This is a genomic window from Parasphingorhabdus sp., from assembly GCF_036964565.1.
In the GTDB taxonomy this organism is placed as follows: Bacteria; Pseudomonadota; Alphaproteobacteria; order Sphingomonadales; family Sphingomonadaceae; genus Parasphingorhabdus.
In genome coordinates this window covers 40,988-63,259 of record NZ_JBALTN010000008.1, presented here as the reverse complement: position 1 = coordinate 63,259, position 22,272 = coordinate 40,988, and the positions used below count along the sequence as shown (strand labels likewise).

Genomic DNA, 22,272 nt, shown 5'->3' with positions numbered 1-22,272 from the left:
TTCCATCTAGAAAAAGCTATGCTGTAATATTGTGTAGTTCCGATACTAATAGCCTTAAGGCCTCCGTCTAGCGAACCTTTTGCAATGAGTTCCTGTGGTACTCTGGACGGCCAGTACAGCATATTTGTGCAGGAGCCTGGCCACTCGTCATGGAAAATGTCATAGTCTATGGGCCACCAAATTCACCATCAAACGAAGGAATGGAATGAAAACAGGGTCGGAGATACGCAATGGTGCTCAGCATGCAAATGCGGCCTGTTCATGCATTACGCTTGACCAAGAAATGTTGGTAAAAATACTAGATGAAAACGCCGGCTCGGAAGGTTTCGGCGTTAGCTTGGCGGCCTCGCACCCCTATCTTTTTGCGAACTCGCCGGTCTTCATGTCACTCGAAACAATGGCGGCAATGAAGGCGGTCGTCGAGGCTGTTGAAGCGGCTGTCGCGCTGCCGCCGTTTCGTGCTGCAGCACTCGAATGGGCGCCGGATATCTCTGCCGCAGACTTTGGGCCCGCTGGCGCGCTGATGGGCTATGACTTTCATCTCACCGAAGCCGGGCCCGTTCTGATTGAAGTCAATACGAATGCGGGTGGTGCGTTTCTCAACGCTATTCTCGCCAAGGCCCAACGGGTCTGTTGCTTCGAGGCGGGTTTGGGTATCGATCCATCCCGGCCAAAGCAGGATTTTGATCTCGAGATCGTCGCCATGTTTGAGAGTGAGTGGAAGCACCAGAGACGCAGCGGGCGTCCGGCGGTAATTGCCATCGTCGATGATGAGCCCGAAACGCAGCATCTCTATCCAGAATTGTTGCTGGCAAAGGCGGTGCTAGAAAAGCACGGTTTTTCAGCAATCATTGCCGACCCGAAAACGCTAGTGGGTTCTGATGACGGACTATCAGTTGACGGGGTTCATATCGATCTTGTCTATAATCGACTGGTCGATTTTACGCTCGACGAACCGGACCATAGAGCGCTCAGGAACGCTTATTTGCACGGAAAGGTTGTCGTCACACCTAACCCGCATGTGCATGCTATGTTTGCCGACAAACGCAATCTTGCGCTGCTTTCCGATGCCCCGTTACTTGCTCAAGCGGGATTGGTGGCAGGGGAGGCTAAGATTCTCAAGTCTGCCGTTCCCAAAACTGTGCTCGTCACTGGTGATAATGCGGACGCACTTTGGGCCGATCGCCGCAATTTGTTCTTCAAGCCGGCGCGCGGCTATGGCAGTAAGGCCGCCTATCGTGGAGCCAAGCTGACCCGCAAGGTTTGGTCCCAAATCATCGCTGGAAACTATATCGCTCAGACCTATGCCCCGCCGAGTTTCCGCCGTGTCGAGCGCGATGGCAAAATGCTGGAGATGAAGATCGATGTGCGGCTTTATACTTATGAGGGAAACGTGTTGTTGATTGCGGCGCGCTTGTACCAAGGGCAAACGACCAATATGCGGACGCCGGGCGGCGGGTTCGCGCCTGTACTGGAGACACCAAACTAACGACCAATTTATAACATAGGAATTTCAACCTCCCGGCAGATATTTGCAGCATACGTGATGTACAATTGACAATTACGATATACCCGGTGGTTGAATATAACCTAATCGTTGTTGATTTCCGGGATAATGACGCTGGTTCGGTCAACCCCTGCATTTCCGGTCCGCGTGTTTCGTGCTGATACGATCAGCTCATAGACGCCGCTTGTAGGCAAGGTAAAATCGCCTCCATAACGGCCCGGTGCTTCAATGAAATCAAGCTTGCCGCTGGCGATTTTGCGGCCGACTTGATAGGCCGTGACTTCAACTTCATAGTCTTTAGCATCCCAAAGGCCACCGCTGGTAATCGGACAGCCGCACATGAGCATGGTTGAACTCATAACCTCGATTGTTCGGCTACCCTTAGCGCTGTGCGTATTAGGTTGTGGTGCGATAATGTTGACGGCCAAACCGGGTAACTCGACTACCCAACCATCTCCGCTGGTAACGGGCTGTCCGGGAACAATCCAGCGTTGTGACGTGACCCGACTGCTGGCTTGCATCTGAGCCAAGGGACCAAAGACTTCCGCCGTTACGCGCGTGGGTTGCGACAGATCAAGCTGCGTGGAGAACGCTGCGGCGTCTGGCGTGGCGCGCATCGGGCTTCGCCCCGTCGATTCCATAATTTGTCTGGTATTCCCCGTGCCGCCGGCCGTTATCCAATCGGCCAGTACGTTCCCGCTTTCTGCATCGCGCAACACAATCCGGGCTCCGCCCATCTGATCACCGACAAATTTGGCGTCCTGACTTATAACCCGCACCACCACTTCCGTCGGTTCGGCAAGGGCTGGCGCTGACATACCCAAAATGCCGACTGTGATAATCTTGTATAGTTTTGCAAATTTCGTTTTTGCGCTCTCTTTCCATCCATAAAGGCACTTTGTTATTTGCCCTAACGGTCAATTGCAAATTGGCCCGGCCCTTTGTCATAAAATTAAAGCGATGCGCCCATGATAGCGATATTCTTGAATAGCGGTTGGGTTTGTGGTTCATGGCATAGCCCGTTAGGATGCGGTCCCCCGCAAGATCGAGATAGAGCCAGTGACTGAGTTGAAGCATGCCAGTTCTTCGACATTCGCAAATCCGGCCTCGGTCATCAGAGGGATGAGCGCACCATCCGCATTGGGTTGGGTGTCCAACACGCCATCAAGCTTCTGGATAGTCATCCTGAAAAGCTTGCGCATGAACCATGAACGCTGTTCACCATAATCGGCGATGAAAAGCAGTCCGCCAGCACCGAGCACGGAACGTATCTCCCGAAGCAGGCGCTTTTTTTCGCCCAACGGAACCTGGTGGAGGACAAGACACAAGGTGGCCTTTGTTGGGATCGGCCAGTCTGAAACCTCGGCTCTTGAGAAATGTGCAACTTTGAAGGTCGGATGGATGTTTTCGCGCACAGCCTTGGTTTGCGCTATGTCGATAGCTGCTTTATCGGGGTCGATACCGAAATAGCTTGTAATGGGATTGTGTTGCGCAAGAAGTATGGCGAGACTGCCTGTTCCTGCTCCAATATCGAGGACAATATCGTTATTTTGAGGGGAAAGGAATTCGATAAGCTTGTTGCGCCAGAGCGTTTCACGTGTGGTTAGTGCAACGCCTAGATCATAAAGCGGTGTAAGCAGATGATGGCCTGCAGCTGGCGTATAGTTCTGATCCGGACTTTTTTGCTGGTTGGTCATTTGGGCTCTCCCCCATCTACCTTCACGCGGGTCGGTGCGGGCGGCAGAGTGCGAAACGGTTCGGCAAGTTGCGCCAGATAGTCTGTCGGATAATCCGCGCGGCCGTCTATCCCGACCGCACCTGCCCGAATTTCGTTGCTGCTCCGAAAGCGCGCGGTGCCGAGCACGATGTCCCAAATCGTCAGGAACAATCCAAAATTGACATCGCCATGCTTTTCGGAGGCAAGATGGTGATGCCGATGCACGGGTGACACAGCCCAGAGAAACCTGAGCGGACCTACGCGCATGTCAACATTCGAATGCTGCAAGTGAAGCTGGATTGCCACGGCGAATGCGCCAACTATTGCAATGTCTCCGGGAATACCAAGCAGCAGCCACGGAAGCGCTCCCGCCGAAATCTCAATCAGCTGGTGTACTGGGTGTTTCAATAGACCATTGAAACCGTAAAGCCGTTGAACCGAATGATGGACAGCGTGAAAGCGCCAAAGAAAAGCAAGACGATGGCTCGCAAAATGCGCGAGCGAGATACCTGCATCCAACAAGAAAACCGCCAACATCAACTGCGCCCAGAACGGTAAGGCTGAGGGCCACAGCGAAGGCCATGGGACAAGACTCGCAAATAACGGCAGTATGAGCACCAGAACGATGATCGAAACCTCATTCACGACCGCATGGGCGATGTCCCGCGCGCCATCGTCATGAGCGCGATTCCAAACAGGTTCAAACGGCGCAATCCTTTCAGCCACGAGAGATGTTGCAATCGCTAAGAGTAACAGGACAATTAGCCACAGCGGAGAGTGATTCGACGTAATGACCCAGATGGCACCCCCTAGGAAACTAAGAAAATATGTGGGAGCATAGAATATTTTGAACAGGAACATGGGCAGAACTCCATCAAGTTGGAGCCTTTTTCTGGCATCAGTGAGATGCAAAGTCTTGAACGTTTCAACGGACGTATTCCGCGAATGATTGTCCTTCAGCGAACTATCGTTATGTCCAACGAACTAAGGCCTGCGGACGGTGTAACGCCGAACCATTCTACAAGGCGGCGTGTGAAATGCGCTTGATCGGCAAAATTGCCTGCGGCCGCAGCATCGGCCAGATTATTTGATGTGCTCAGTGCATCGATAGCACGCTGCAGCTGAAGCCATTGAACGAGCTTTGTAGGCGGGACGCCAAAATCGTGGACAACTATTTCTCGCAAGCGCGATGCAGAAAGCCCCAAGGCTTTTGCTAGCATGCGCGGCGAGGTGATCGCTTCATTGCCCAGAAGTGCGTTCGCCAATCTCCCGTCGATCGGACCAGCTTCATTTCGGCGGCTATATTTCATAGCCCACAGTTTAGCCTCCTCGGAGTTTTTGATTGCCACTAATTCCCGCGATTCATCGTTCAGCAGTCGCCTGATTTCGCGCCCAGCATCAAGGTCGAAAATTCCTTCCAACAGCGGGTCGAAATAAATCGTTCGGACGGCAGTTCCAACAGGTCCTATGCTGTGCCACATACTGGCAGGGATCAACATGGCCTCACCGCATGCTAGGTGAGTCACCATGCTCCCTTGGATCTCCATTTCGTCGTCAATCGCAACGCTGATTTGATGGGCAATGTGCCGGTGCGGACGATTGTCACCGATCCGGGCATCAAGCCAGGCCCATCCAACCCCAAGCGTCATCGCGCCAGACCAAGATGCAGCCACACGGTTCACCGTACGTCCATTGCTATCGATTTCGCAAATATTCGCCACGGTGGAATCCACTCACGGGCTGCAACGTCGTCGTGCCATAGAATGAGCCATCCCGTATGAACAAATTTTCTCATTTCGCGTATCACCTGAATAGCACCCTTTTCGTCAAAGCCAAGTCGGATATAATCTATATCCGTCGTCTGAACAGCCATGCGCCTGAACTAAGCGTAGTGATGGCGATCAGCGCCATGGGCCAGCTATGATCAAAAATAACTGGCAGCGGCGCATCCTTGAGAAACACAGCTTTGCAAATAACGATGAAATGACGGATGGGATTGGTTTCTGCGATCCATTGGAGAAAATCCGGCATATTTTCCACTGGTGTTGCATAGCCAGAAATTAGAACAGCAGGCACCATATAAACAAACAAGCCGACGATAGCCTGTTGCTGCGTGGCGGCGAGAGAAGAGATAAACAGGCCGATACCGATGATGGAGGCTAGATAGATGATCATCGATAGATAAAGCAGCACCAGCGAACCTCTTACCGGAACGTCAAGAACGAGCGTCCCAAGGACTAACATGGCAGTTGCGCTTGTAATAGCGATGAGCAATGCTGGCGCAGTTTTGCCAATGAGTATTTCTAGCGGCTTGAGAGGAGATACCAGCAATTGTTCAAAAGTACCCATTTCGCGTTCTCGCGCAATAGTGAGAGCTGAGATCATAAATCCGACAATGGCGGTCATAACGGCGAAAAGGGAAGGAACTGCTGACCAAATTGGTTTTAGATTTGGGTTGAACCAGGTGCGAGAGACGATCTTGGTTGGAGCGCTAAATCCGCGCTCGGCCAACCGTTCGCGATTATAGCTTTCTAATATCTGCGCGATATAACCTATGAGTATCTGTGCCGTGTTCGAACGCCTACCATCCATAATAATTTGGATATTTACGTCGTCGCCCGCCGCCAGTTTACGCGAGAAGTCTGGACCAAACTGAATAACCATCGCCGCACTTTTGGATTCTATCGTGGAGATGATTTCCGCTGAGCTTTGTAGATATTCAATCTTGCTGAAGGTGTTAGAACCATCCAGCCTGCCAATGAGTTCTCGTGATTCAACGCCCATATCTTGATTATATATGGCAATCGGCACGTTGCTGACATCTTGCGTTATGGCAAAAGCATATATGAGCAACAAAAAGGGAGGGGAGAACAGAACCACCCAGCGGGTTTTGGGATCGCGCGCGTTGGTCCACAATTCTTTGATGATTAGAGCCAAAATACGGTGCCACATCTGCTCTAATCCAACGTCGTTCGTGTGACGCGTGCCGTTATGGCAAAGATTAGCACGGCAAAAAGCCCCAGACCAATGAGATCAGGCCCAATGACGGACCAGACATCGCCTGACAGAAACAAAGTTTGCAGGCTTGAAACGAAATAACGCGCCGGTACGGCATAACTGATCATGCGCAGGGCCCAGGGCATGCTGTCAATTTCGAATACAAAGTTTGAAAAATAGAAAGCTGGAAGAAACGCGCTCAATATCGACACTTGTGCCGCTACCAGCTGATTGCGGGTTATAGTCGAAATCAAAAGCCCTTGCCCTAGCGAGCAAAGCATGAATACGGATGACGTAAGAAGCAACAGCAAGAATGACCCCCGGAAAGGAACGTCGAAAACCAAAATTGCAGTTATCACCGACAGGACCATCGAACCCAGTCCGAGTAGAAAATAGGGAATAATTTTTCCGATGATGAGTTCAGTAATGCCAATGGGCGTGGCCAATAATGCTTCCATGGTCCCCCGTTCCCATTCGCGCGCAACTACCAGCGCTGTCAACAATGCCCCTATCATCGTCAGCGTGATTGCCACCGACCCCGGGACTAGATAATTTTTGCTGGAGACTTCAGAATTATACCATATTTGCGGTTCAAGACTGGCGAGAGGAGGCCCGCGCGACTGACCGCTGCTGATAGACACCTGCTCAAGCCAGTTCGCCCAGAGGAGTTGTACATAATTATTAACAAGATAGGCGGTGTTGGGATCACTACCATCGACAATGACCTGTATCGGCGCTGTATCGGCACGATAAACAACCCGCGCAAAATCTTCTCTTAGTATAATGATTCCATTGAGACGACCGGCGACGAGATCTTGTTCGAAGAAGCGCCGATCACGGCTGGTTTCCACTTGGAAAAATCGTGAATTTTCTAGAGACGCCTTAAAACTTCCTGTTTCAGCCGTTGGTTGTTCGATCACTAAGCCAACATTAAATGATCGGGGGTCAAATGTTACGCCATATCCAAATAGAAACAACAGCAGGAGAGGTAATATGACTGCAATCATTATCGTGCTGGGATCCCGCAAAACTTGAAGAGTTTCCTTCCGGGTTAGCCCGACCATCCGTGTCATGGAGACTGGCAGAGGGAAAAAACGGCGGCTCAAGTCTGTTCTCTCTGGCGGTCGTCTTTTTCCACCAGCGCGATGAAAGCATCTTCTAGTGTCGGCTCTGGAATATCTTCTGAACGTGCACTGGCTTTCAGCTCATCGGGAGCGCCAGCAGCGATCATTCGTCCGCGATAAATTAGCGCCATGCGGTCGCAATATTCTGCTTCTTCCAAAAAATGTGTGGTTACAACGACGGTAACGCCATTTGCGACCATCGCATTAATGTGTGACCAGAATTCCCGGCGCGTCAGGGGATCAACGCCGGACGTCGGTTCATCCAGAAACAACACGTCAGGTTCGTGTAAGACGGCACATGCCAAAGCAAGTCGCTGCTTATAACCCAATGGCAACATGATTGCGTTTGTTTCCAAATAGGAATCCAGGCCAAAAGTCGAGACGAGCCTATCGATCGCCTCACGGCGCTTCTTCCCAGTCAACCCATAGATTCCAGCGAAAAAGTCCATATTTTGGCTCACACTCAGATCACCATATAAGGAAAATTTCTGCGCCATATAACCCAGGCGTGCGCGGGCTTTGCTCGGTGCCTTCTGCAAGTCCATACCGGCAACACGTGCAAGACCTTCCGAGGGACGTAAGAGACCGCATAGCATCTTGAAGGTGGTCGATTTGCCAGCTCCATTGGGTCCTATCAAACCATATATTTCCCCGCGTTTCACTTCGAAACTTATGTTGTCTGTGGCCGTAAAATCACCGAAACGGCGGGTTAGTCCCATTGCTTCAACGGCAATTTCGTTTTGGTGCACATTAGTCGATTGTAATTTCAAAAAGGGCGAGGGCTGTTTTTGGCCGCCGCCCATGAGGTCCATGAAAGCATCTTCAAAGCGAGGCGGTGTGGAAGCCATAAAAGCGGCTTCGCCTGCTGATAAATCCGATGGCAAAGGCGTTATCGCTCCCTTTGCAGTTACGATACGAATATTTCGCCCCTGAATGACGCCGTCCAAAACAGCTCTGTTTTCCAGAGCGCGGGCTAGTACTAACCTTCTGTCTCCTCCTATGTTGCTTAAGAGAAAGGCTCGTCCTTGAACTCGGTCCGTAAGTGCGTCCGGCGGACCATCATATGTAAGTTTTCCTTCATTGAGCAGCATGACTGAAGTGCAGCGTTCCGCCTCGTCCAGATAGGCTGTACTCCAGATCACACCAATTCCCTGATCGACCAATTCGTAGACCATTTGCCACAATTCCCGCCGTGACAAAGGATCGACACCAACACTTGGCTCGTCGAGCAAAAGCAGGCGAGGCGTTTTGATCAAAGCACATGCGATCCCAAGTTTCTGTTTCATTCCCCCAGATAATGCGCCTGCCAGGCGCTTTGTGAACGGCCTCAGACCAGTAAACTCCAACAGTCGCTCAAAAGTGGCAGCGCGCTGCGGCCCGGTTACTGACCTCAAATCAGCGTACAAATTGAGATTTTCAAAGACAGTAAGATCGTCATAGAGGCCAAAGCGCTGGGGCATATAGGCAACAACCTCGTGAACCGCATTGGGCTCCTTTAAAGGATCAAAGCCGCAAACTTCCAGTTTGCCTTCACTCGGCCGCAAAAGACCAGAAATGAGGCGCAGGAGAGTTGTTTTCCCGGCACCATCTGGTCCAACCAGACCCGTCACTCTTCCCGGTTTAATTTGACTCGTAAGATCCGAAATCGCGGGAATATTATCGTTCTCAAATTGCTTGGAGAGATCGCTTATCGTAACGAGTGCTGTGTCATGCTTCACTGTCTGGCCGCAGGTTTTAGAATGACCGTGACGGGCATGCCCTGTTTGAGACGTGAGCCGGGATCTTCAACCATGATTCTGACACGGTATACCAAACTCGTGCGCAGTTCTGGCGTTTCCACTGTTTTGGGCGTGAATTCAGCAACTGGGGAAATAAATCCGACTTTTCCAGTATAAATCCCGCCGGAATCCGTTTGGATTTCTGCTTTCATTCCAGGTTTGACGCGGTCCAGGTCTGGTTCCGCCAAGAAGGCGCGCACCCAGACCGGCGAAACCAATGATACAGAAACTATTGTTTCTCCGGCGCCTATTATCGATCCGGGCTCTCTCACCCTTGTCAACACGCGTCCGTCTGATGGTGCAATAAGATTGGCATCTTTTAGCCGTCGTTCAGATAGGTTGAACGCCGCCTTTTCCGCGCTAAGCGCAGCCTGGGCCCGTTCAATGTCTTCGGAGCGGGGCCCTATGCGCGCCAATTTATATGCCTTTTCCGCAACCTCTTTTGTGGCAGCGGCGCGGGCTCTTTCGGTCTGGGCTGTTTCAAGGCCTTGCGGGGAGACAAAATCACGGTCCGCCAAAAACTGCTGACGTTTCAGGGTGTTTTCGGCAAGCGAGAGGGAGGCATTTGCTTCGGCTAGAATGGCAGCGGCTTGATCAATTTCTTGAGGACGGGTTCCCGTTTGCAGTGCTGCCAATTGTGCCGCCTGACCGCGGACTCTGGCTTGCGACAAACTCACGTCGTCCTCGTAATCTTGCGGTTCAAGAATGGCTATCAGCTTTCCGGCCTTAACAGTGTCGCCTTCTTCGACATTGACTGCACGAAGCCTGCCGGGAACTTTGAATGCCAGGTTAACTTGGCGGACATCGACATTGCCATATAGAACAATATGCCCATCAGTCTGGTGATCGTCTCGGAGTATATAGTAAGCATAAGTCCCAACCGCGATTAGGATCAAAAGAGCTATTAGCGCATATATGCGGTTTCTCGTTATCATTGGTCTACCGTGTTTAACTCCAGTGAGAATTTGATCTGCGCTAAATTTTGAACATATATTTGGTTCGCGTCGAAGTCAGGCCGCAAGGCTTTTTATCCGATGCGGATTTTCGTATCGCTTAAGAAAACATAAGGCGGAATATCGAGATTTCGCGGCGCAGGGCCGCGGCGAACGCGCCCGGACAGATCGTAGAGCGACCCGTGGCAAGGACAAAACCAACCTCCATATTTCCCCCGAGCGTCCCCCTCTTTTTGACCAAGAGGGATACAGCCGAGATGGGTGCAAACACCTATCATAATCAGCCACTCGGATTTCTGAACCCGCGCGCTATCGCTCAAGGGATCGATCAAGCCTGGATTGGCGTCATCTGCTTGCGTTCGGGCAATATCGATTGCCCTGCGCCGGACGATAAATACTGGCTGATTACGCCAGCTGACCGTTACTCGCTGCCCAGGTTCGATTGACGAAAGATCAACTTCAATCGAGGAAACCGCCAATATGTCTGCCGACGGGTTCATACTGTCAACAAGAGGTATGGCCGATGCGGCAACCCCCACTGCTGCAAAAGAAACTGGCGCGATATGGATGAAGTCTCTCCGCCTGATACCGGCGGAATCGAAATCGATCTCTTTTCCGGCGATGGTCTCCATCACGGCCTCTTCGGACTATTCCCAGCATTACGATGTGCCGCTATTGCGACTTTGCCAACTCGGTTCATGATCCATCCTGACCGATGCTAACTGTCGCCGATTTACTGCCCCATCGCGGAATAAAGCGAGGGACCTTAGCTGCATAGCTGCGATAAACATCTCCCAGTTGCGCTTCTACTTCGCGTTCTTCTTTAAGTGCGAGCCGCCAGTACATGATCAGCAATACGGGAAACATTGCCAGCGTCAGCAGGGTTGGCCACTGGAATAGAAATCCAATCATGATCATCACAAAACCGACATATTGTGGATGTCTTATCCGCGCGTAGGGGCCTGTTTGTGCCAGTTCGCCGCTATGCTGCGCTTTGTAAAGAACGCGCCAAGCTACGGAGAGCAAATAGAATCCGCCGCCGATGAAGATAAAACTCAAGAGGTGAAAAGGCCCAAAATGAGGATTAGCCTCCCATCCGAAAATCATTTCGAGCAAATGTCCGCTATCATGCGCGAACCAGTCGATATTGGGATAGTTGGATTGCAACCAGCCAGCGAGGAAGTAAATGGTCAATGGAAAGCCGTACATTTCTGTAAAAAGAGCAACAATAAATGCGCTAAAGGCCCCAAAAGAGCGCCAATCTCGCTTTGTCCGAGGTTTGAAAAAACTAAACGCAAAGATGATGAAGATGGCCGAGTTGAAGACGACCAGAAACCATAGCCCGTAGGCAGACATATCCATTATCATTCCCCCACCTTGTCAGGGATAGATCCTTGATCAGGATCGCCGCGCTTGGCACCATGCCCGCCATGCCCGCCATGCCCGCCATGCCCGCCATGCCCGCCATGCCCACCATGCCCACCATGCATGAAACTATGCATGACAACGCAAACAAGCAGCAGGCCGCCAAGCAGCAGATAGTCGCCTGGGATATGGGCTTGATGCTCAAAATATAGAGCAAAGGCCGCTATTGCCAAAAACCCATAAAATACAAATTTGGCGCGGGAGTTGGATGGCTGTGACGCGGATGACTTGTGTTGGTGTTGCATGATATGATACCTCCGTTTTCATAATCGCACGGGCGCGGCATTCCTAAAAAATCCGACGCTCATAGATTGCTCATGGGAATAGACGTTAGAAAACGCGTTGCGTTACAGTCGACAACTCAAATTCGCCAACTTTGGACAGCCGTGGCGCTTGATATTTGTGCTCGTCCGTCAGAATATCTAGTCGGCGTGACCTACTCCATGCTCACACCAGACACATTGGCATGCAATATGATCACAGCTTGGATCATGAAGTGGGCGGCGAAATTGCCGCCGTGCAAGCGGGAATATGATTTTCGTAAGAAGAGAGGGTTGATACAGACGATGCAACCTTGCAGATGCATTTGAATGGCTAATGTTCCGCAGCGCCAATCGTGCCCCGCGGTCACCCGCGGCATTGTACAGGAAACGGTTGCTAATGCCGATTTTCAATAGTGGCAGGAGCTGCGCGCGCCACAAACGGGTGTAATCAGTGCCATCAATCAAGCTCTGGGCCGCCAAAATGCCCGAGCGCAAGGCATACCGCATTCCAAAGCCTGCAAGCATATCCTGAAAGCCAGCTTGTTCGCCAATCAGCGGATGGCCGCCTTGCATTGCCGTGTTGGGGATACGGAAATTTCCAAATCCACCGAACGCGCGCGGAGAGTTCATTTTCAGTCCGGTTTTTTCTTCGAAAAACTTTACAGAGCGCGCCACGTGCACCGCTTGATTTTTAAAGCCGCTGAACATGCAGCTTGCTAGCGTACCCCGGCCATTGTGGACCAGCAAATAGGCATAGCCATGCGGGGCAAGCTTGTTATCAAAAACAATATGATTGCTGTCGGCCTGATCGGTTTCGAATATATAGCCTGCTGCAATTGCATCGGCTGAGCGGGGTCCGATTGCGGAGACAGCGGGCCCTTCGATACTTGTTGCGCGCTCACCAAAACGAATGTCGACGCCGACTGAAACAGCCTGATCGAGCAATCCTTGCTCAAGGCTGTCCTTCTGACCACCGCGCTGTACGAGATAGTATAGCGGACGATCACCGATTATCGGGTAATCTTTACCGCGATAATCATAAGCTGTCCCTTGAAAGACGGGGTGGGCGCTGAAACTTGTTTGGATCCCTGCTTCGTTCAGTTCGTCCAGCACATCGCGCTTGCCGCTCCAGTTTTCAAGACCTTGGTAATCGCCGTGAAACCTGCTGCCGACCGTCTTATGCCATTCACGCACTATCACTTTGCGCCCGGCCCGCGCGAGCAGAATGGCACAAGCCAGACCTGCCGGGCCGGCACCGACAATAGCAATCGGCTCGCTTCGGGATATCAAGCCATTCGATGGAAGATCCCCAGCCATGCTATTGAGTTTCTCCTTTGTAGCCTAGCTTGGGATCCATCGACCTATGCGTGCACCGGTGCTGCATGGATACCTTCCAGACGGATCCGTTTCAGTAATAGTGCATTGATGGCAACCAAGGCCGAACTGCCTGACATGGCGAGCGCTGCAACCTCGGGACTTATGATGAAAGGATAAAGAACGCCGGCGGCCATCGGAAAAGCGATCACATTATAGGCAACGGCCCAGAATAGATTCTGATGCATTTTTCGCAATGTTGCGCGCGATAATTCGATCGCACCCAGAACATCATAAGGGTCACTTTTCATGAGTACCACATCGGCGCTTTCGATTGCGACGTCTGTACCAGCTCCAATGGCGAATCCGACGTCGGCCTGGGTAAGGGCAGGAGCGTCATTGACGCCGTCACCGACCATACCTACTCTTTTGCCCTGATCCTGCAGTTCTTTAACCTTTTCGGCCTTTTGTCCCGGCAAAACATCAGCCAGAACGGTCGTAATGCCAAGGCCGGAAGCAATACGTTCGGCCGTCGCCTGGTTATCGCCGGTTAGCATGGCGACCTCCACGCCGCGTTTGCGTAGCATTTTGACCATAGCAGCGGCCGTTGGACGCGGCGCGTCGGAAATTGCAATGAGGCCAGTAAGCTTGCCGCCTTTGGCAATGTGAACAACGGTCTGGCCCGCTCCTTGCAGTCGCGCCGCTTCGGCTTTGAGTTCGCTCATCGAAACTTCACGTTCATCCATAAGCCTTCTATTGCCAAGGAGTACTTCTTCGCCATCAAGCTCGGCGCGCGCGCCTTTACCTTCGATATTTTCAAACGCTGCCAATTTTTGCTTTGGCAGATCACCAGCGCGCTTTGTTATGGCCTGTGCCAAGGGATGATCAGAACCTTGCTCGACGGTTGCCGCCATCGCAAGCACCTCATCGATGGACACTTCAGAAGATGTAACAACCTCGACCACTTCGGGAGCACCCATTGTCAATGTTCCGGTTTTATCAAAGACGATAATATCGAGTTTTGTGGCGTCCTCGAGGGCACTGGCATTTTTGAAAAGAATACCGTTCATCGCACCGAGCCCTGTGCCAACCATAACGGCCATGGGCGTTGCGAGACCAAGAGCGTCAGGGCAGGCGATTACAAAGACAGTAATGGTCAATGTCAAAGCGAACAAAAGAGGTTGCCCGAGCCACCAAAACCAGACGGCAAAGGTTGCAAGACCGATAACAACAGCGATCAGGACCAGCCACTGGGAGGCTTTGTCGGCTAGCAGCTGGGATGGGGCCTTTGAATTTTGGGCTTCCTGAACCAGTTTGACGATTTGCGCCAGCGCGGTATCGGCGCCAACCTTGGTCGCGCGATATTGAAAGCTACCGCTTTTGTTGATCGTTGCGCCAAAGACATTGTCTCCCGGCTTCTTGTTGACGGGCATGGATTCGCCGGTCAACATTGATTCATCGACGAGCGTTTCGCCCTCCAGAATTTCTCCATCTACCGGAATTTTATTGCCTGGCCGAATGACTACCACATCATCTTTGAGCACTTCGGCAGTTGATATTTCAATTTCCTTGCCTTCACGCAATACAGTAGCTTTCGGCGGCGCGAGGTCCATAAGCGAGCGAATAGCGTTGGACGCGCCCGCGCGTGCGCGCATCTCGAGCCAGTGTCCCAGCAAAATGAATACTAAAAGCACCGCTACAGCCTCAAAAAACTGAACCCCAGGGAAAAAGAATGTTGATCCGACGCTGAAAAAATATCCGGTGCCGACAGACAAGACGACGAGCACCGCCATATTAAGCACACCGTTACGAAGCGCGCGCCAGGCGGCGATAAAGAACGGCCAGCTCGGATAAACTATCGCTGCGCTGCCAAGGAAAAATAACCAAAGATCCAGGCGCAGCCCGAGTGGAGGAGCTGGCGGTGTAAACAGTCCGCCCATTGGCGAATAAATGAAAATGGGAATAGCAAATATCAGCGCAATCCAGAAGCGATTGCGCATGTCTTTTACCATGTCGGCCATATCCATACCGCCGCCATGACCCATTTCATGAGCGGTATGATCGGTTGCGGCCTGCTTGTCATCTTCGCTCAGCTCAGCGGCTTTTTTACCATGACCGTTGTGTTTCGTATGATCAGCAGAGCCGGTCTTTGGTTGTTCTTTTTCGCATAGATGCTTTGGCAACAGTTCTCCGCCGCAGTGATAGCCGCATTCGGCAATTTTTGTTTCGATTTCTACCAGCCCTATTTCTTTTTCATCGAAAGTTACGGTGGCGCTGCCGCTGGCATAGTTTACGGATGCTTTTTCTATTCCCCTTAACTTGGAAAGCTGTTTTTCAACGCCCTGTGAACTTAACGGTGAAATCAACCCCGATACTTCAATTACAGCGGTCCGCATATGTATCCCTCTTTGATTTTTCATCTTTTTGGCGGTTCATGTCCAAATGACAGCATATTTTCACGAAAGACCATGGTTGGGCAGATAGCGCCCAACAGCGATCCTCGAACCGACAGAAAGATAGACGGACTGGGATGAGCTTCGTTACAGTCGTAAGATAGTTTAGCTCAATCCAAGGGAACGGCGTGGGTTGCGTGCGAACAATCGCAATTGAGAAATCCATGCACAGGACAGGTTTCACATGTTTCTTTCAATCGATCGCGCAGCGCTTGACGCGCGCGGTGCAGGCGTACCCGCAGATTACTTTCGCTGATGTCCAAGGCGGCGGATACACTCTCGCGCGCTTCGCCAACGATATCAACACGCCAGAGAATATCGGCATAATCGGATTTCAAGGTCGGTAGGAGCTGATATAGACAAATGCAAATCATGCGATCTAATTCATGTTCCGCTTCTTCGCTATCCATCAGCTTCTCAAAGTTTGCATATTCCTTTTCAATGACGCGTCGTTTGCCCTGAGCACGATAGTGGTCGATCAAGGTTGTATGGAGTACTTTGCGCATCCACCCTCTTAATTTTTCGCTGTTTCGTAAATCATCAATGCGATCCAGAACTCTGACATAAAAATTCTGCAGCACGTCCGCTGCTTCGTCTCTATTTCCAAGCTTATAGACCAAAAACCGAAGGAACTCCGATTGCACCTCAGCCATGACCTTATGCACAGAATAATCCTCTCCCGATTCTTTGTCTTCAGATGCCATATTCACTCCCGGCAAGCAGCGCTTGGTCGCTTCACGCCTGTATATCGTCTTGTCCACAATGCTCAGTGGACCGGATTATCTGGTCGTTGTCAAACTGTAACAAACCCGCTTCGTTGCCGTCCCTCACATTGACGCAAGAGATTTAAAACGGGCCAAAAAGCCCTGACTTGCGATTACAGACAGATAGTGAGGACAGAAAATGTGGACATATCTTCTATCAAAATTTCTTTCCGGTTTTATAAAAACCGGTGCCCTGCGTGTAATCTTTCCAAACGGAAAGGAACAGCAATATGGCCCAGACTGCAAAAATCCAATAAGTATCAAAATACATTCACGCAGTCTGCCCAGAAAGCTATTCCTCAACCCCGAGCTTGTATTGGGGGAGGCTTATATGGACGGTTCGCTGACCGTAGCAAATGACGATATTTATGGATTGCTGGAGTTGTTGATCAACAACCAAGCATTGCAACGTCCAAGCTGGTTTTCTCGCAAAATTGCTCGTTATCGGCAATCTCATCGATATTTCGCGCAACATAATCCATTGACCATCGCCCGCAACAATGTGGCCCATCATTATGATCTTTCGAAAGATTTTTATCGGCTCTTTCTGGACGATGACATGCAATATTCCTGCGCATATTTCACCGGACCCGATGACAGCCTGGAAACCGCACAGGAAAACAAGAAAAACCATATTGCTGCCAAGCTAATGCTAGAGCCGGGTCATCATGTGTTGGATATAGGGTGCGGTTGGGGCGGATTGGGCCTTCACCTGGCCAAAGAGCACGGGGCGCATGTAACCGGGGTTACGCTGTCATGTGAGCAACACAATGTTGCCCTTGAGAGGGCAGGAAAATTGCAGACAAGTGCCCGCGCAGAATTTCGTTTGCAAGATTATCGAGAAGTCACCGAAACCTTTGATCGCATAGTGTCGGTCGGTATGTTCGAGCATGTTGGCATACCCCACTATTCGGAGTTTTTTTCCAAGTTACATGGCAGTCTTGCGGAGGATGGTATCGCGCTGCTCCATTTTATTGGCCGAGCCGATGGTCCTGGTGCGACAAATCCATGGATTGCTAAATATATATTCCCTGGAGGATATTCTCCGGCTCTTTCCGAAGTAATGGCCGTCGCTGAACGCTCAGGTCTATATGTTACAGATGTCGAAGTTTTACGCCTCCATTATGCCGATACACTGAAAGCATGGCGCGACAGATTCGAACAAAAAATAGATGAAGTTCAAAAAATATATGATGAACGGTTCTGCCGGATGTGGCGTTTTTATCTGGTCGTCAGCGAGCTTGCATTCAGGCAAAACGGCCATGTGGTTTTTCAGGTTCAATTAGCTAAAAAGCAGGACGCTGTCCCGCTTACGCGCGACTATCTCGTTCATTCGCAAGGAGAGGATAGATATTCAAGGCGTGCTGCATGAGCTGAGAGTTCGGGGCAAAATTGGCACAAGTGTAACAAATCATCGTTTGTCACGTCATTATAATTGAACCCAATCGAACCGTTCCCCCAACCGTGCCCGATGTTTAGGAACGCCGGCGGTTTGAGCCATCACCATGTATGCAATCACATAGGGAAATTTTGGAGAATTTCAGATGAACGATGCCGAAAATGATAATGCAGACAAAGAGATTATCACGATGTACGCCCCAATATTCCGGCAGAAGCTTGCCAGACTGGAAGCGCATGGCCAGCAAGACACTGCCGAAGCGGATGAATTGCGCACAGTATTATCACGGATTGATCGTGCACAATCCTGCGCTGAGCGTGAACCAACGATAGTCCGTCATGAAACTATCCATCACCAAGAACATCAAGCTGCCTGAATTCGACCGCACAGAGTAACCCAAACATTACATGAGTTAGCCGGCAGTTTAACTAGCGAGCGCGGATTCCAGCAGAGCCGCTTGACCGCAAAGGAACGAAACAGTGTCAATGAACAATGAAATGGAATTGAAAGGGGTATTCAACGTTGAACAGCTGGAGCAGTTAAAAAGTCTATCTGCCATTAGGGAGCTTGCAGTTGACAAGGCAGTCTCTCGCATTTTGACAACGACATATTTTGATACGCCCGATCATGCTCTGCACAAGCACGGCTATTCATTGCGTGTTCGCAAAATCGGCAAGACTTATACCCAGTGCCTGAAACGGCAAAGCGAACCTCTGGGCGCCATCATAGGGAGAACAGAATGGGAGGCTGAATTGCCGGATCAAATTCCACAAATTGATCTTCTTGAAAATAAGAAAATCCGGACCAAGATAAATCGATTGGCCGATGACAATCTACAAGCTGTTTTCCAATCCGTTGTTAGACGGCAGTCCCGTAAACTCAAATTTGATGATGGTACGACAGTGTCGCTCGACATCGATGTCGGCGAAGTCACCGCAGGCGAAGCAGTCCAGCCAATTTGTGAATTCGAGCTCGAACTTTTAAGCGGTTCAGCCGCTCGCATATTTGAACTTGCGGCAACTATTAATCAGACAGTCCCGTTCCGGACCAGCACTGTGAGCAAAGCAGCGCGTGGCTATTCATTGTTATCCAAGGAAGGGCCACGCGCCCAAAAATGGCAGCAGTCTAAGCTGTTGAAAAGCTTCTCTGCAGAACAGGCCTTTGTCGACAATGTTCAGCAGGCAATCAGCTATCTCCAAGCCAATGAAGAGTCGGTTCTGCTGGACGATGCCGAGGGCATCCATCAAATGCGGGTTGCCTTGCGGCGTTTGCGTGCAGGCTTGGAGATTTTTCAGTCCAATATTGCGCCAGAAAAATATGATTGGATTGTGAGCGAAGCAAAATGGCTTAGGGATGAGCTATCGGCAGCGCGCAGCTGGGATGTTTTCATCGATGAATTTGTAGCACCAGTCGCCAAAATTTCCAGTCCGGCCAACGGATTTGAACTGCTTTTGTCGGCTGCCGAGAATGAAAGAGTTCTTTATCGCAAACAAGCCCGCAGCGCAATCAATTCCGCGCGCTATACGGAGTTTATTCTAGGGCTTAGTACATGGCTTTATAGCGACATTTGGCGAGATAGCGCAGCAACTTCGAAGGCAATGGACCTGTCGGAGCCAGCCAGAAAATTCTGCGCAAAGCAACTGAAGAAGCAGAATAAAATTGTGCGCGAAAACTGTCAAAAGCTTGAGAAAATGTCTGAGGAAGAACGGCATAAGCTAAGATTAGCTGTGAAGAAACTGCGTTATACCATCGATTTTTGTGCTAATATTTATCCAGATAAGCAAGTTTTGAAATTTCAGAAAACGCTTAGTCCCATTCAAAGTCGGATGGGTTATTTGAATGATGTCCTTGTTGCGGAACTGCTCGTCGAGAAATTGCTGGGCGTGAAGCCCGATCCTGCCACTCCAGCATGGCATTATTCCGCTGGTATTGTCATCGGATGGCACCGACGCGAAGCCAAATTGACCACAAAGAAACTTTTCAAGGATGTAAACCGGTTGCTGAGAACCAGAGTTTTCTGGGATAGAAAATGATTCCGATGCAGAATCGGAACGAGAGTACAGGCCGGTTCAGACGCTACCAAAAAGAAGACTGGCGATGACTGGCGTGATGGTCCTTGTCATCCTGGGTGTCTTTATTGCTCTGTTGTTTGATTATTCTAACGGAATGCAAGACGCTGCCAACATGTTGGCTACGGCAATTGCCTCGCATGCAATGACCCCAATACAGGCAATTATTCTAGTGTCCTCGTTCACTTTTCTTGGTCCGATTATTGGAGGAACTGCGGTGGCCAATACGATAGGCAGCTTTGTTGATGTTTCCGATCTGGGGAATATTATTTCACTGACTGTCATACTATCAGGTCTGGGCGGTGCGATTATCTGGAATTTTCTAACCTGGTGGTTTGGACTTCCCGTCTCCTCTTCCCAAGCTCTTGTTGGAGGTCTCGTAGGGGTGGTAATTGTCGCTGCGGGTCCAGGCCATGTCGTCTGGGGTTTTGAGCTAACTGGCGGCTTTCATCTCGAGGGTGTCGCCAAGATATTGGGAGCTTTGTTTCTTTCACCCATTCTGGGGTTTTTCCTGGGCGGCCTATTACACCACCTCATGGTCTTCTCCTTGCGGGCCGCCAAGCCATCGGCCAATAAATATCTTCGCGCCTTTCAATGGTTGACAACGGCGGCTCTGGCCTTTTCTCATGGAACAAATGATGCCCAAAAAGGCATGGGTGTAATTGCCATGATCCTGGTCCTGGGCGGCGTCAGCGGGCAGTTTTATGTGCCGGTTTGGGTTATTTTGGCGAGCGCAACAGCAATTACAATCGGCACGCTGACAGGCGGTTGGCGCATTGTGCGTACGCTGGGTTTCGGGATCTACAAAGTTCGGCCAATCCATGCGTTGGATGCACAATTGACGTCGGCTGGCGTGATTTTGGCGGCATCTGCTCTCGGAGCGCCAGTTTCCACCACTCAGGTGGTGAGTACTGCAATTATGGGCGTTGGCACATCAGAGCGGCCAAAGTCGGTTCACTGGGGCACTGCAAAGCATATCTTCGGGACATGGCTGATCACGATACCTGGTGCTGCGAGCGTTGCCATTGCCATTTACGGATTGATCCAATTGGCTGGAAAGATTTTTTGATGGAAAACCATATGTGGCATGCTCCCAAATCCGGAAAAGTAGCATTTTGCGCAATTGGCCTAATGGGCTTCTGGCAAAGCTGGCGTCTAAGACAGCACATATGTGTTTCTAAACGCGGCTTTTGGGAAATTAGTCAAAGATGATTAACGATGCCCCTCAAATTTCTCATCTGATGCTCTTTGGGCAAAGCCTGGCCCTTGGTTTTTTGGTCGGATTGGAGAGACAGCGGCATGAAAATTCTATAGCCGGGCTGCGGACTTTTACACTAATCGCGGTTGCTGGTTCGCTCGGCGGCTATATCTGGGCGCAAACTGATTCTCAGATTGGCGCCTGGACGCTTTTGATACTTGTCGCCGCCTGTCTGATGATCGCCCAAATAAAATCCCGGGCTGAAGAGCCAGATACCACGACGGTAATCGCTGCGCTAATTACCTTTATACTGGGTTATATTTTATGGATTGGCCATCCGTTGTTGCCCGCCGCGATTGCTGTGACAATGACTGCGTTGCTCTATTTCCGTAAAGAATTGCGAGAGGTACCGCAAAGGTTGACCAAACAGGAAATAATATCGTTTTTCCAATTCGCAGCGATCGCGGTTATCTTATTGCCAATATTACCGAACAACAATTACGGCCCTTACGAGGTATTTAACCCCTATCAAATCGGTTGGCTGGTGGTCCTCATTAGCGGGCTTAGCTTATTGGGTTATCTCGCACTTAAAATATTTGGGCATAAGTCGGGCATCGCAATTGCCGGGATTTTGGGAGGCATGGCTTCAACGACGGCAACGACCCTTGTCTATGCTAAATATAGCAAGGAACAGGCCGGGTTCTCCAACATTGCAGCAACCATTATATTATTGTCCCACCTGGTTCAGCTCGTTCGCATTGGAATTATCGTGGGCTTACTGGAGTTTATGCTGATGCCTCTCATGCTGCCATGGCTGATAGGGGGCGCAGTGGCTGGCAGTCTGTTCGTTTTGTGGTCGTATCGCAGGATTGAAGACTCAAAGGAGCCGCTACCGGCAGTATCAACCCGAAATCCAGCGGAAATCGTGAGCGCGGGGATCTTTGCACTTAGCTTTGCCGGGATATTATTTCTTGTCGCCTGGATGAATGATGTCTTTGCAGAAGCCGGTGTTTTCCTAGTGTCCTTCCTATCAGGATTGACCGATATTGACGCCATAACAGTTTCAAACCTGAAACTCGTGTCGGATAATATTCTTGATCCCAATATTGCCGTTTACGCAATCATATTGGCCTTCTTCGCCAACCTTATTTTCAAACTTGGGATAGTTTTTGTGTTTGCCGACAAGAAGCTACGACGCCCCATTTTAACCGGTTATCTGGCTTTGGTTTTTGGTATCTCGGCAGGAGTTCTGATCAATGTTTATATCTGAACCGAATAAGGCGTGCCGTTGGCCATATCGGGTAAAGCTGG

The 22,272-nt window shown here is 50.6% G+C and carries 20 protein-coding genes; 6 read left to right on the top strand and 14 right to left on the bottom strand.

Going from position 1 to position 22,272, the window contains the following annotated elements:
- Nucleotides 1–205: 205 nt before the first annotated feature.
- Nucleotides 206–1,489, top strand: coding sequence for a hypothetical protein (locus V7650_RS12410; RefSeq protein WP_335656563.1), 1,284 nt, complete (start codon nucleotides 206–208; stop codon nucleotides 1,487–1,489).
- A gap of 101 nt (nucleotides 1,490–1,590) precedes the next feature.
- On the opposite strand, the gene V7650_RS12405 is transcribed toward V7650_RS12410, so the two are convergent.
- The 14 genes from V7650_RS12405 to V7650_RS12340 all read right to left on the bottom strand — a co-directional run bounded on the left by V7650_RS12405 (nucleotide 1,591) and on the right by V7650_RS12340 (nucleotide 16,235).
- Nucleotides 1,591–2,325, bottom strand: coding sequence for a hypothetical protein (locus V7650_RS12405; protein WP_335656562.1), 735 nt, complete (start codon nucleotides 2,323–2,325; stop codon nucleotides 1,591–1,593).
- Nucleotides 2,326–2,529: 204 nt separating this feature from the next.
- Nucleotides 2,530–3,204 carry a class I SAM-dependent methyltransferase gene (locus tag V7650_RS12400; protein WP_335656561.1) on the bottom strand — a complete coding sequence of 225 codons (675 nt, stop codon included), beginning with the start codon at nucleotides 3,202–3,204 and terminating at the stop codon, nucleotides 2,530–2,532.
- On the bottom strand, nucleotides 3,201–4,085 hold the full coding sequence (locus V7650_RS12395; RefSeq protein ID WP_335656560.1) for a sterol desaturase family protein: 885 nt from the start codon (nucleotides 4,083–4,085) through the stop codon (nucleotides 3,201–3,203). Before V7650_RS12395 ends, V7650_RS12400 begins: the two co-directional genes overlap by 4 nt.
- Before the next feature lie 95 nt (nucleotides 4,086–4,180).
- A complete protein-coding gene (locus tag V7650_RS12390) occupies nucleotides 4,181–4,945 on the bottom strand; it encodes an AraC family transcriptional regulator (RefSeq protein WP_335656559.1) in 765 nt (254 codons plus the stop codon).
- A 127-nt stretch (nucleotides 4,946–5,072) separates the two neighbouring features.
- A complete protein-coding gene (locus tag V7650_RS12385; protein ID WP_335656558.1) occupies nucleotides 5,073–6,176 on the bottom strand; it encodes an ABC transporter permease in 1,104 nt (367 codons plus the stop codon).
- Between the two features lie 5 nt (nucleotides 6,177–6,181).
- Nucleotides 6,182–7,285, bottom strand: coding sequence for an ABC transporter permease (locus V7650_RS12380; protein ID WP_335656692.1), 1,104 nt, complete (start codon nucleotides 7,283–7,285; stop codon nucleotides 6,182–6,184).
- A 38-nt stretch (nucleotides 7,286–7,323) separates the two neighbouring features.
- Complete coding sequence (locus tag V7650_RS12375; protein ID WP_335656557.1) at nucleotides 7,324–9,063, bottom strand: ATP-binding cassette domain-containing protein; 1,740 nt, start codon at nucleotides 9,061–9,063, stop codon at nucleotides 7,324–7,326.
- Nucleotides 9,060–10,058, bottom strand: coding sequence for an HlyD family efflux transporter periplasmic adaptor subunit (locus V7650_RS12370; RefSeq protein WP_335656556.1), 999 nt, complete (start codon nucleotides 10,056–10,058; stop codon nucleotides 9,060–9,062). Before V7650_RS12370 ends, V7650_RS12375 begins: the two co-directional genes overlap by 4 nt.
- Nucleotides 10,059–10,150: 92 nt before the next feature.
- Nucleotides 10,151–10,708, bottom strand: coding sequence for a ubiquinol-cytochrome c reductase iron-sulfur subunit (petA, locus tag V7650_RS12365; RefSeq protein WP_335656555.1), 558 nt, complete (start codon nucleotides 10,706–10,708; stop codon nucleotides 10,151–10,153).
- Between the two features lie 64 nt (nucleotides 10,709–10,772).
- Nucleotides 10,773–11,438, bottom strand: coding sequence for a methyltransferase family protein (locus V7650_RS12360; RefSeq protein WP_442955294.1), 666 nt, complete (start codon nucleotides 11,436–11,438; stop codon nucleotides 10,773–10,775).
- 2 nt (nucleotides 11,439–11,440) lie between these two features.
- Nucleotides 11,441–11,746, bottom strand: coding sequence for a DUF2933 domain-containing protein (locus V7650_RS18220; RefSeq protein ID WP_442955293.1), 306 nt, complete (start codon nucleotides 11,744–11,746; stop codon nucleotides 11,441–11,443).
- Nucleotides 11,747–11,923: 177 nt separating this feature from the next.
- Complete coding sequence (locus V7650_RS12350) at nucleotides 11,924–13,081, bottom strand: NAD(P)/FAD-dependent oxidoreductase (protein ID WP_335656552.1); 1,158 nt, start codon at nucleotides 13,079–13,081, stop codon at nucleotides 11,924–11,926.
- 44 nt (nucleotides 13,082–13,125) lie between these two features.
- Nucleotides 13,126–15,474 carry a heavy metal translocating P-type ATPase gene (locus tag V7650_RS12345; RefSeq protein WP_335656551.1) on the bottom strand — a complete coding sequence of 783 codons (2,349 nt, stop codon included), beginning with the start codon at nucleotides 15,472–15,474 and terminating at the stop codon, nucleotides 13,126–13,128.
- A gap of 167 nt (nucleotides 15,475–15,641) precedes the next feature.
- Nucleotides 15,642–16,235: an RNA polymerase sigma factor gene (locus V7650_RS12340; protein WP_335656550.1), complete on the bottom strand. Its 594-nt coding sequence runs from the start codon at nucleotides 16,233–16,235 to the stop codon at nucleotides 15,642–15,644.
- 199 nt (nucleotides 16,236–16,434) lie between these two features.
- On the opposite strand from V7650_RS12340, the gene V7650_RS12335 reads away from it, so the two are divergent.
- From V7650_RS12335 to V7650_RS12315, 5 genes are all read left to right on the top strand, one after another.
- A complete protein-coding gene (locus V7650_RS12335) occupies nucleotides 16,435–17,667 on the top strand; it encodes a cyclopropane-fatty-acyl-phospholipid synthase family protein (RefSeq protein WP_335656549.1) in 1,233 nt (410 codons plus the stop codon).
- Between the two features lie 172 nt (nucleotides 17,668–17,839).
- Nucleotides 17,840–18,070, top strand: a complete 231-nt coding sequence (locus V7650_RS12330; RefSeq protein WP_335656548.1) for a hypothetical protein — start codon at nucleotides 17,840–17,842, stop codon at nucleotides 18,068–18,070.
- A 109-nt stretch (nucleotides 18,071–18,179) separates the two neighbouring features.
- Nucleotides 18,180–19,727 carry a CYTH and CHAD domain-containing protein gene (locus tag V7650_RS12325; protein ID WP_335656547.1) on the top strand — a complete coding sequence of 516 codons (1,548 nt, stop codon included), beginning with the start codon at nucleotides 18,180–18,182 and terminating at the stop codon, nucleotides 19,725–19,727.
- Nucleotides 19,728–19,791: 64 nt separating this feature from the next.
- Complete coding sequence (locus V7650_RS12320) at nucleotides 19,792–20,832, top strand: inorganic phosphate transporter (RefSeq protein ID WP_335656546.1); 1,041 nt, start codon at nucleotides 19,792–19,794, stop codon at nucleotides 20,830–20,832.
- A gap of 139 nt (nucleotides 20,833–20,971) precedes the next feature.
- Nucleotides 20,972–22,231 carry an MgtC/SapB family protein gene (locus V7650_RS12315; protein WP_335656545.1) on the top strand — a complete coding sequence of 420 codons (1,260 nt, stop codon included), beginning with the start codon at nucleotides 20,972–20,974 and terminating at the stop codon, nucleotides 22,229–22,231.
- Nucleotides 22,232–22,272 lie beyond the last annotated feature (41 nt).

Excerpts from the sequence above, each read along its gene's own strand:
- V7650_RS12410 (WP_335656563.1), top strand. The coding sequence starts at position 206 with ATGAAAACAGGGTCGGAGATACGCAATGGTGCTCAGCATGCAAATGCG.
- V7650_RS12405 (WP_335656562.1), bottom strand. The coding sequence starts at position 2,325 with ATGTCAGCGCCAGCCCTTGCCGAACCGACGGAAGTGGTGGTGCGGGTT.
- V7650_RS12400 (WP_335656561.1), bottom strand. The coding sequence starts at position 3,204 with ATGACCAACCAGCAAAAAAGTCCGGATCAGAACTATACGCCAGCTGCA.
- V7650_RS12395 (WP_335656560.1), bottom strand. The coding sequence starts at position 4,085 with ATGTTCCTGTTCAAAATATTCTATGCTCCCACATATTTTCTTAGTTTC.
- V7650_RS12385 (WP_335656558.1), bottom strand. The coding sequence starts at position 6,176 with ATGTGGCACCGTATTTTGGCTCTAATCATCAAAGAATTGTGGACCAAC.
- V7650_RS12380 (WP_335656692.1), bottom strand. The coding sequence starts at position 7,285 with ATGGTCGGGCTAACCCGGAAGGAAACTCTTCAAGTTTTGCGGGATCCC.
- V7650_RS12370 (WP_335656556.1), bottom strand. The coding sequence starts at position 10,058 with ATGATAACGAGAAACCGCATATATGCGCTAATAGCTCTTTTGATCCTA.
- petA (WP_335656555.1), bottom strand. The coding sequence starts at position 10,708 with ATGGAGACCATCGCCGGAAAAGAGATCGATTTCGATTCCGCCGGTATC.
- V7650_RS12360 (WP_442955294.1), bottom strand. The coding sequence starts at position 11,438 with ATGGATATGTCTGCCTACGGGCTATGGTTTCTGGTCGTCTTCAACTCG.
- V7650_RS18220 (WP_442955293.1), bottom strand. The coding sequence starts at position 11,746 with ATGCAACACCAACACAAGTCATCCGCGTCACAGCCATCCAACTCCCGC.
- V7650_RS12350 (WP_335656552.1), bottom strand. The coding sequence starts at position 13,081 with ATGGCTGGGGATCTTCCATCGAATGGCTTGATATCCCGAAGCGAGCCG.
- V7650_RS12345 (WP_335656551.1), bottom strand. The coding sequence starts at position 15,474 with ATGCGGACCGCTGTAATTGAAGTATCGGGGTTGATTTCACCGTTAAGT.
- V7650_RS12340 (WP_335656550.1), bottom strand. The coding sequence starts at position 16,235 with ATGGCATCTGAAGACAAAGAATCGGGAGAGGATTATTCTGTGCATAAG.
- V7650_RS12335 (WP_335656549.1), top strand. The coding sequence starts at position 16,435 with ATGTGGACATATCTTCTATCAAAATTTCTTTCCGGTTTTATAAAAACC.
- V7650_RS12330 (WP_335656548.1), top strand. The coding sequence starts at position 17,840 with ATGAACGATGCCGAAAATGATAATGCAGACAAAGAGATTATCACGATG.
- V7650_RS12325 (WP_335656547.1), top strand. The coding sequence starts at position 18,180 with ATGAACAATGAAATGGAATTGAAAGGGGTATTCAACGTTGAACAGCTG.
- V7650_RS12320 (WP_335656546.1), top strand. The coding sequence starts at position 19,792 with ATGACTGGCGTGATGGTCCTTGTCATCCTGGGTGTCTTTATTGCTCTG.
- V7650_RS12315 (WP_335656545.1), top strand. The coding sequence starts at position 20,972 with ATGATTAACGATGCCCCTCAAATTTCTCATCTGATGCTCTTTGGGCAA.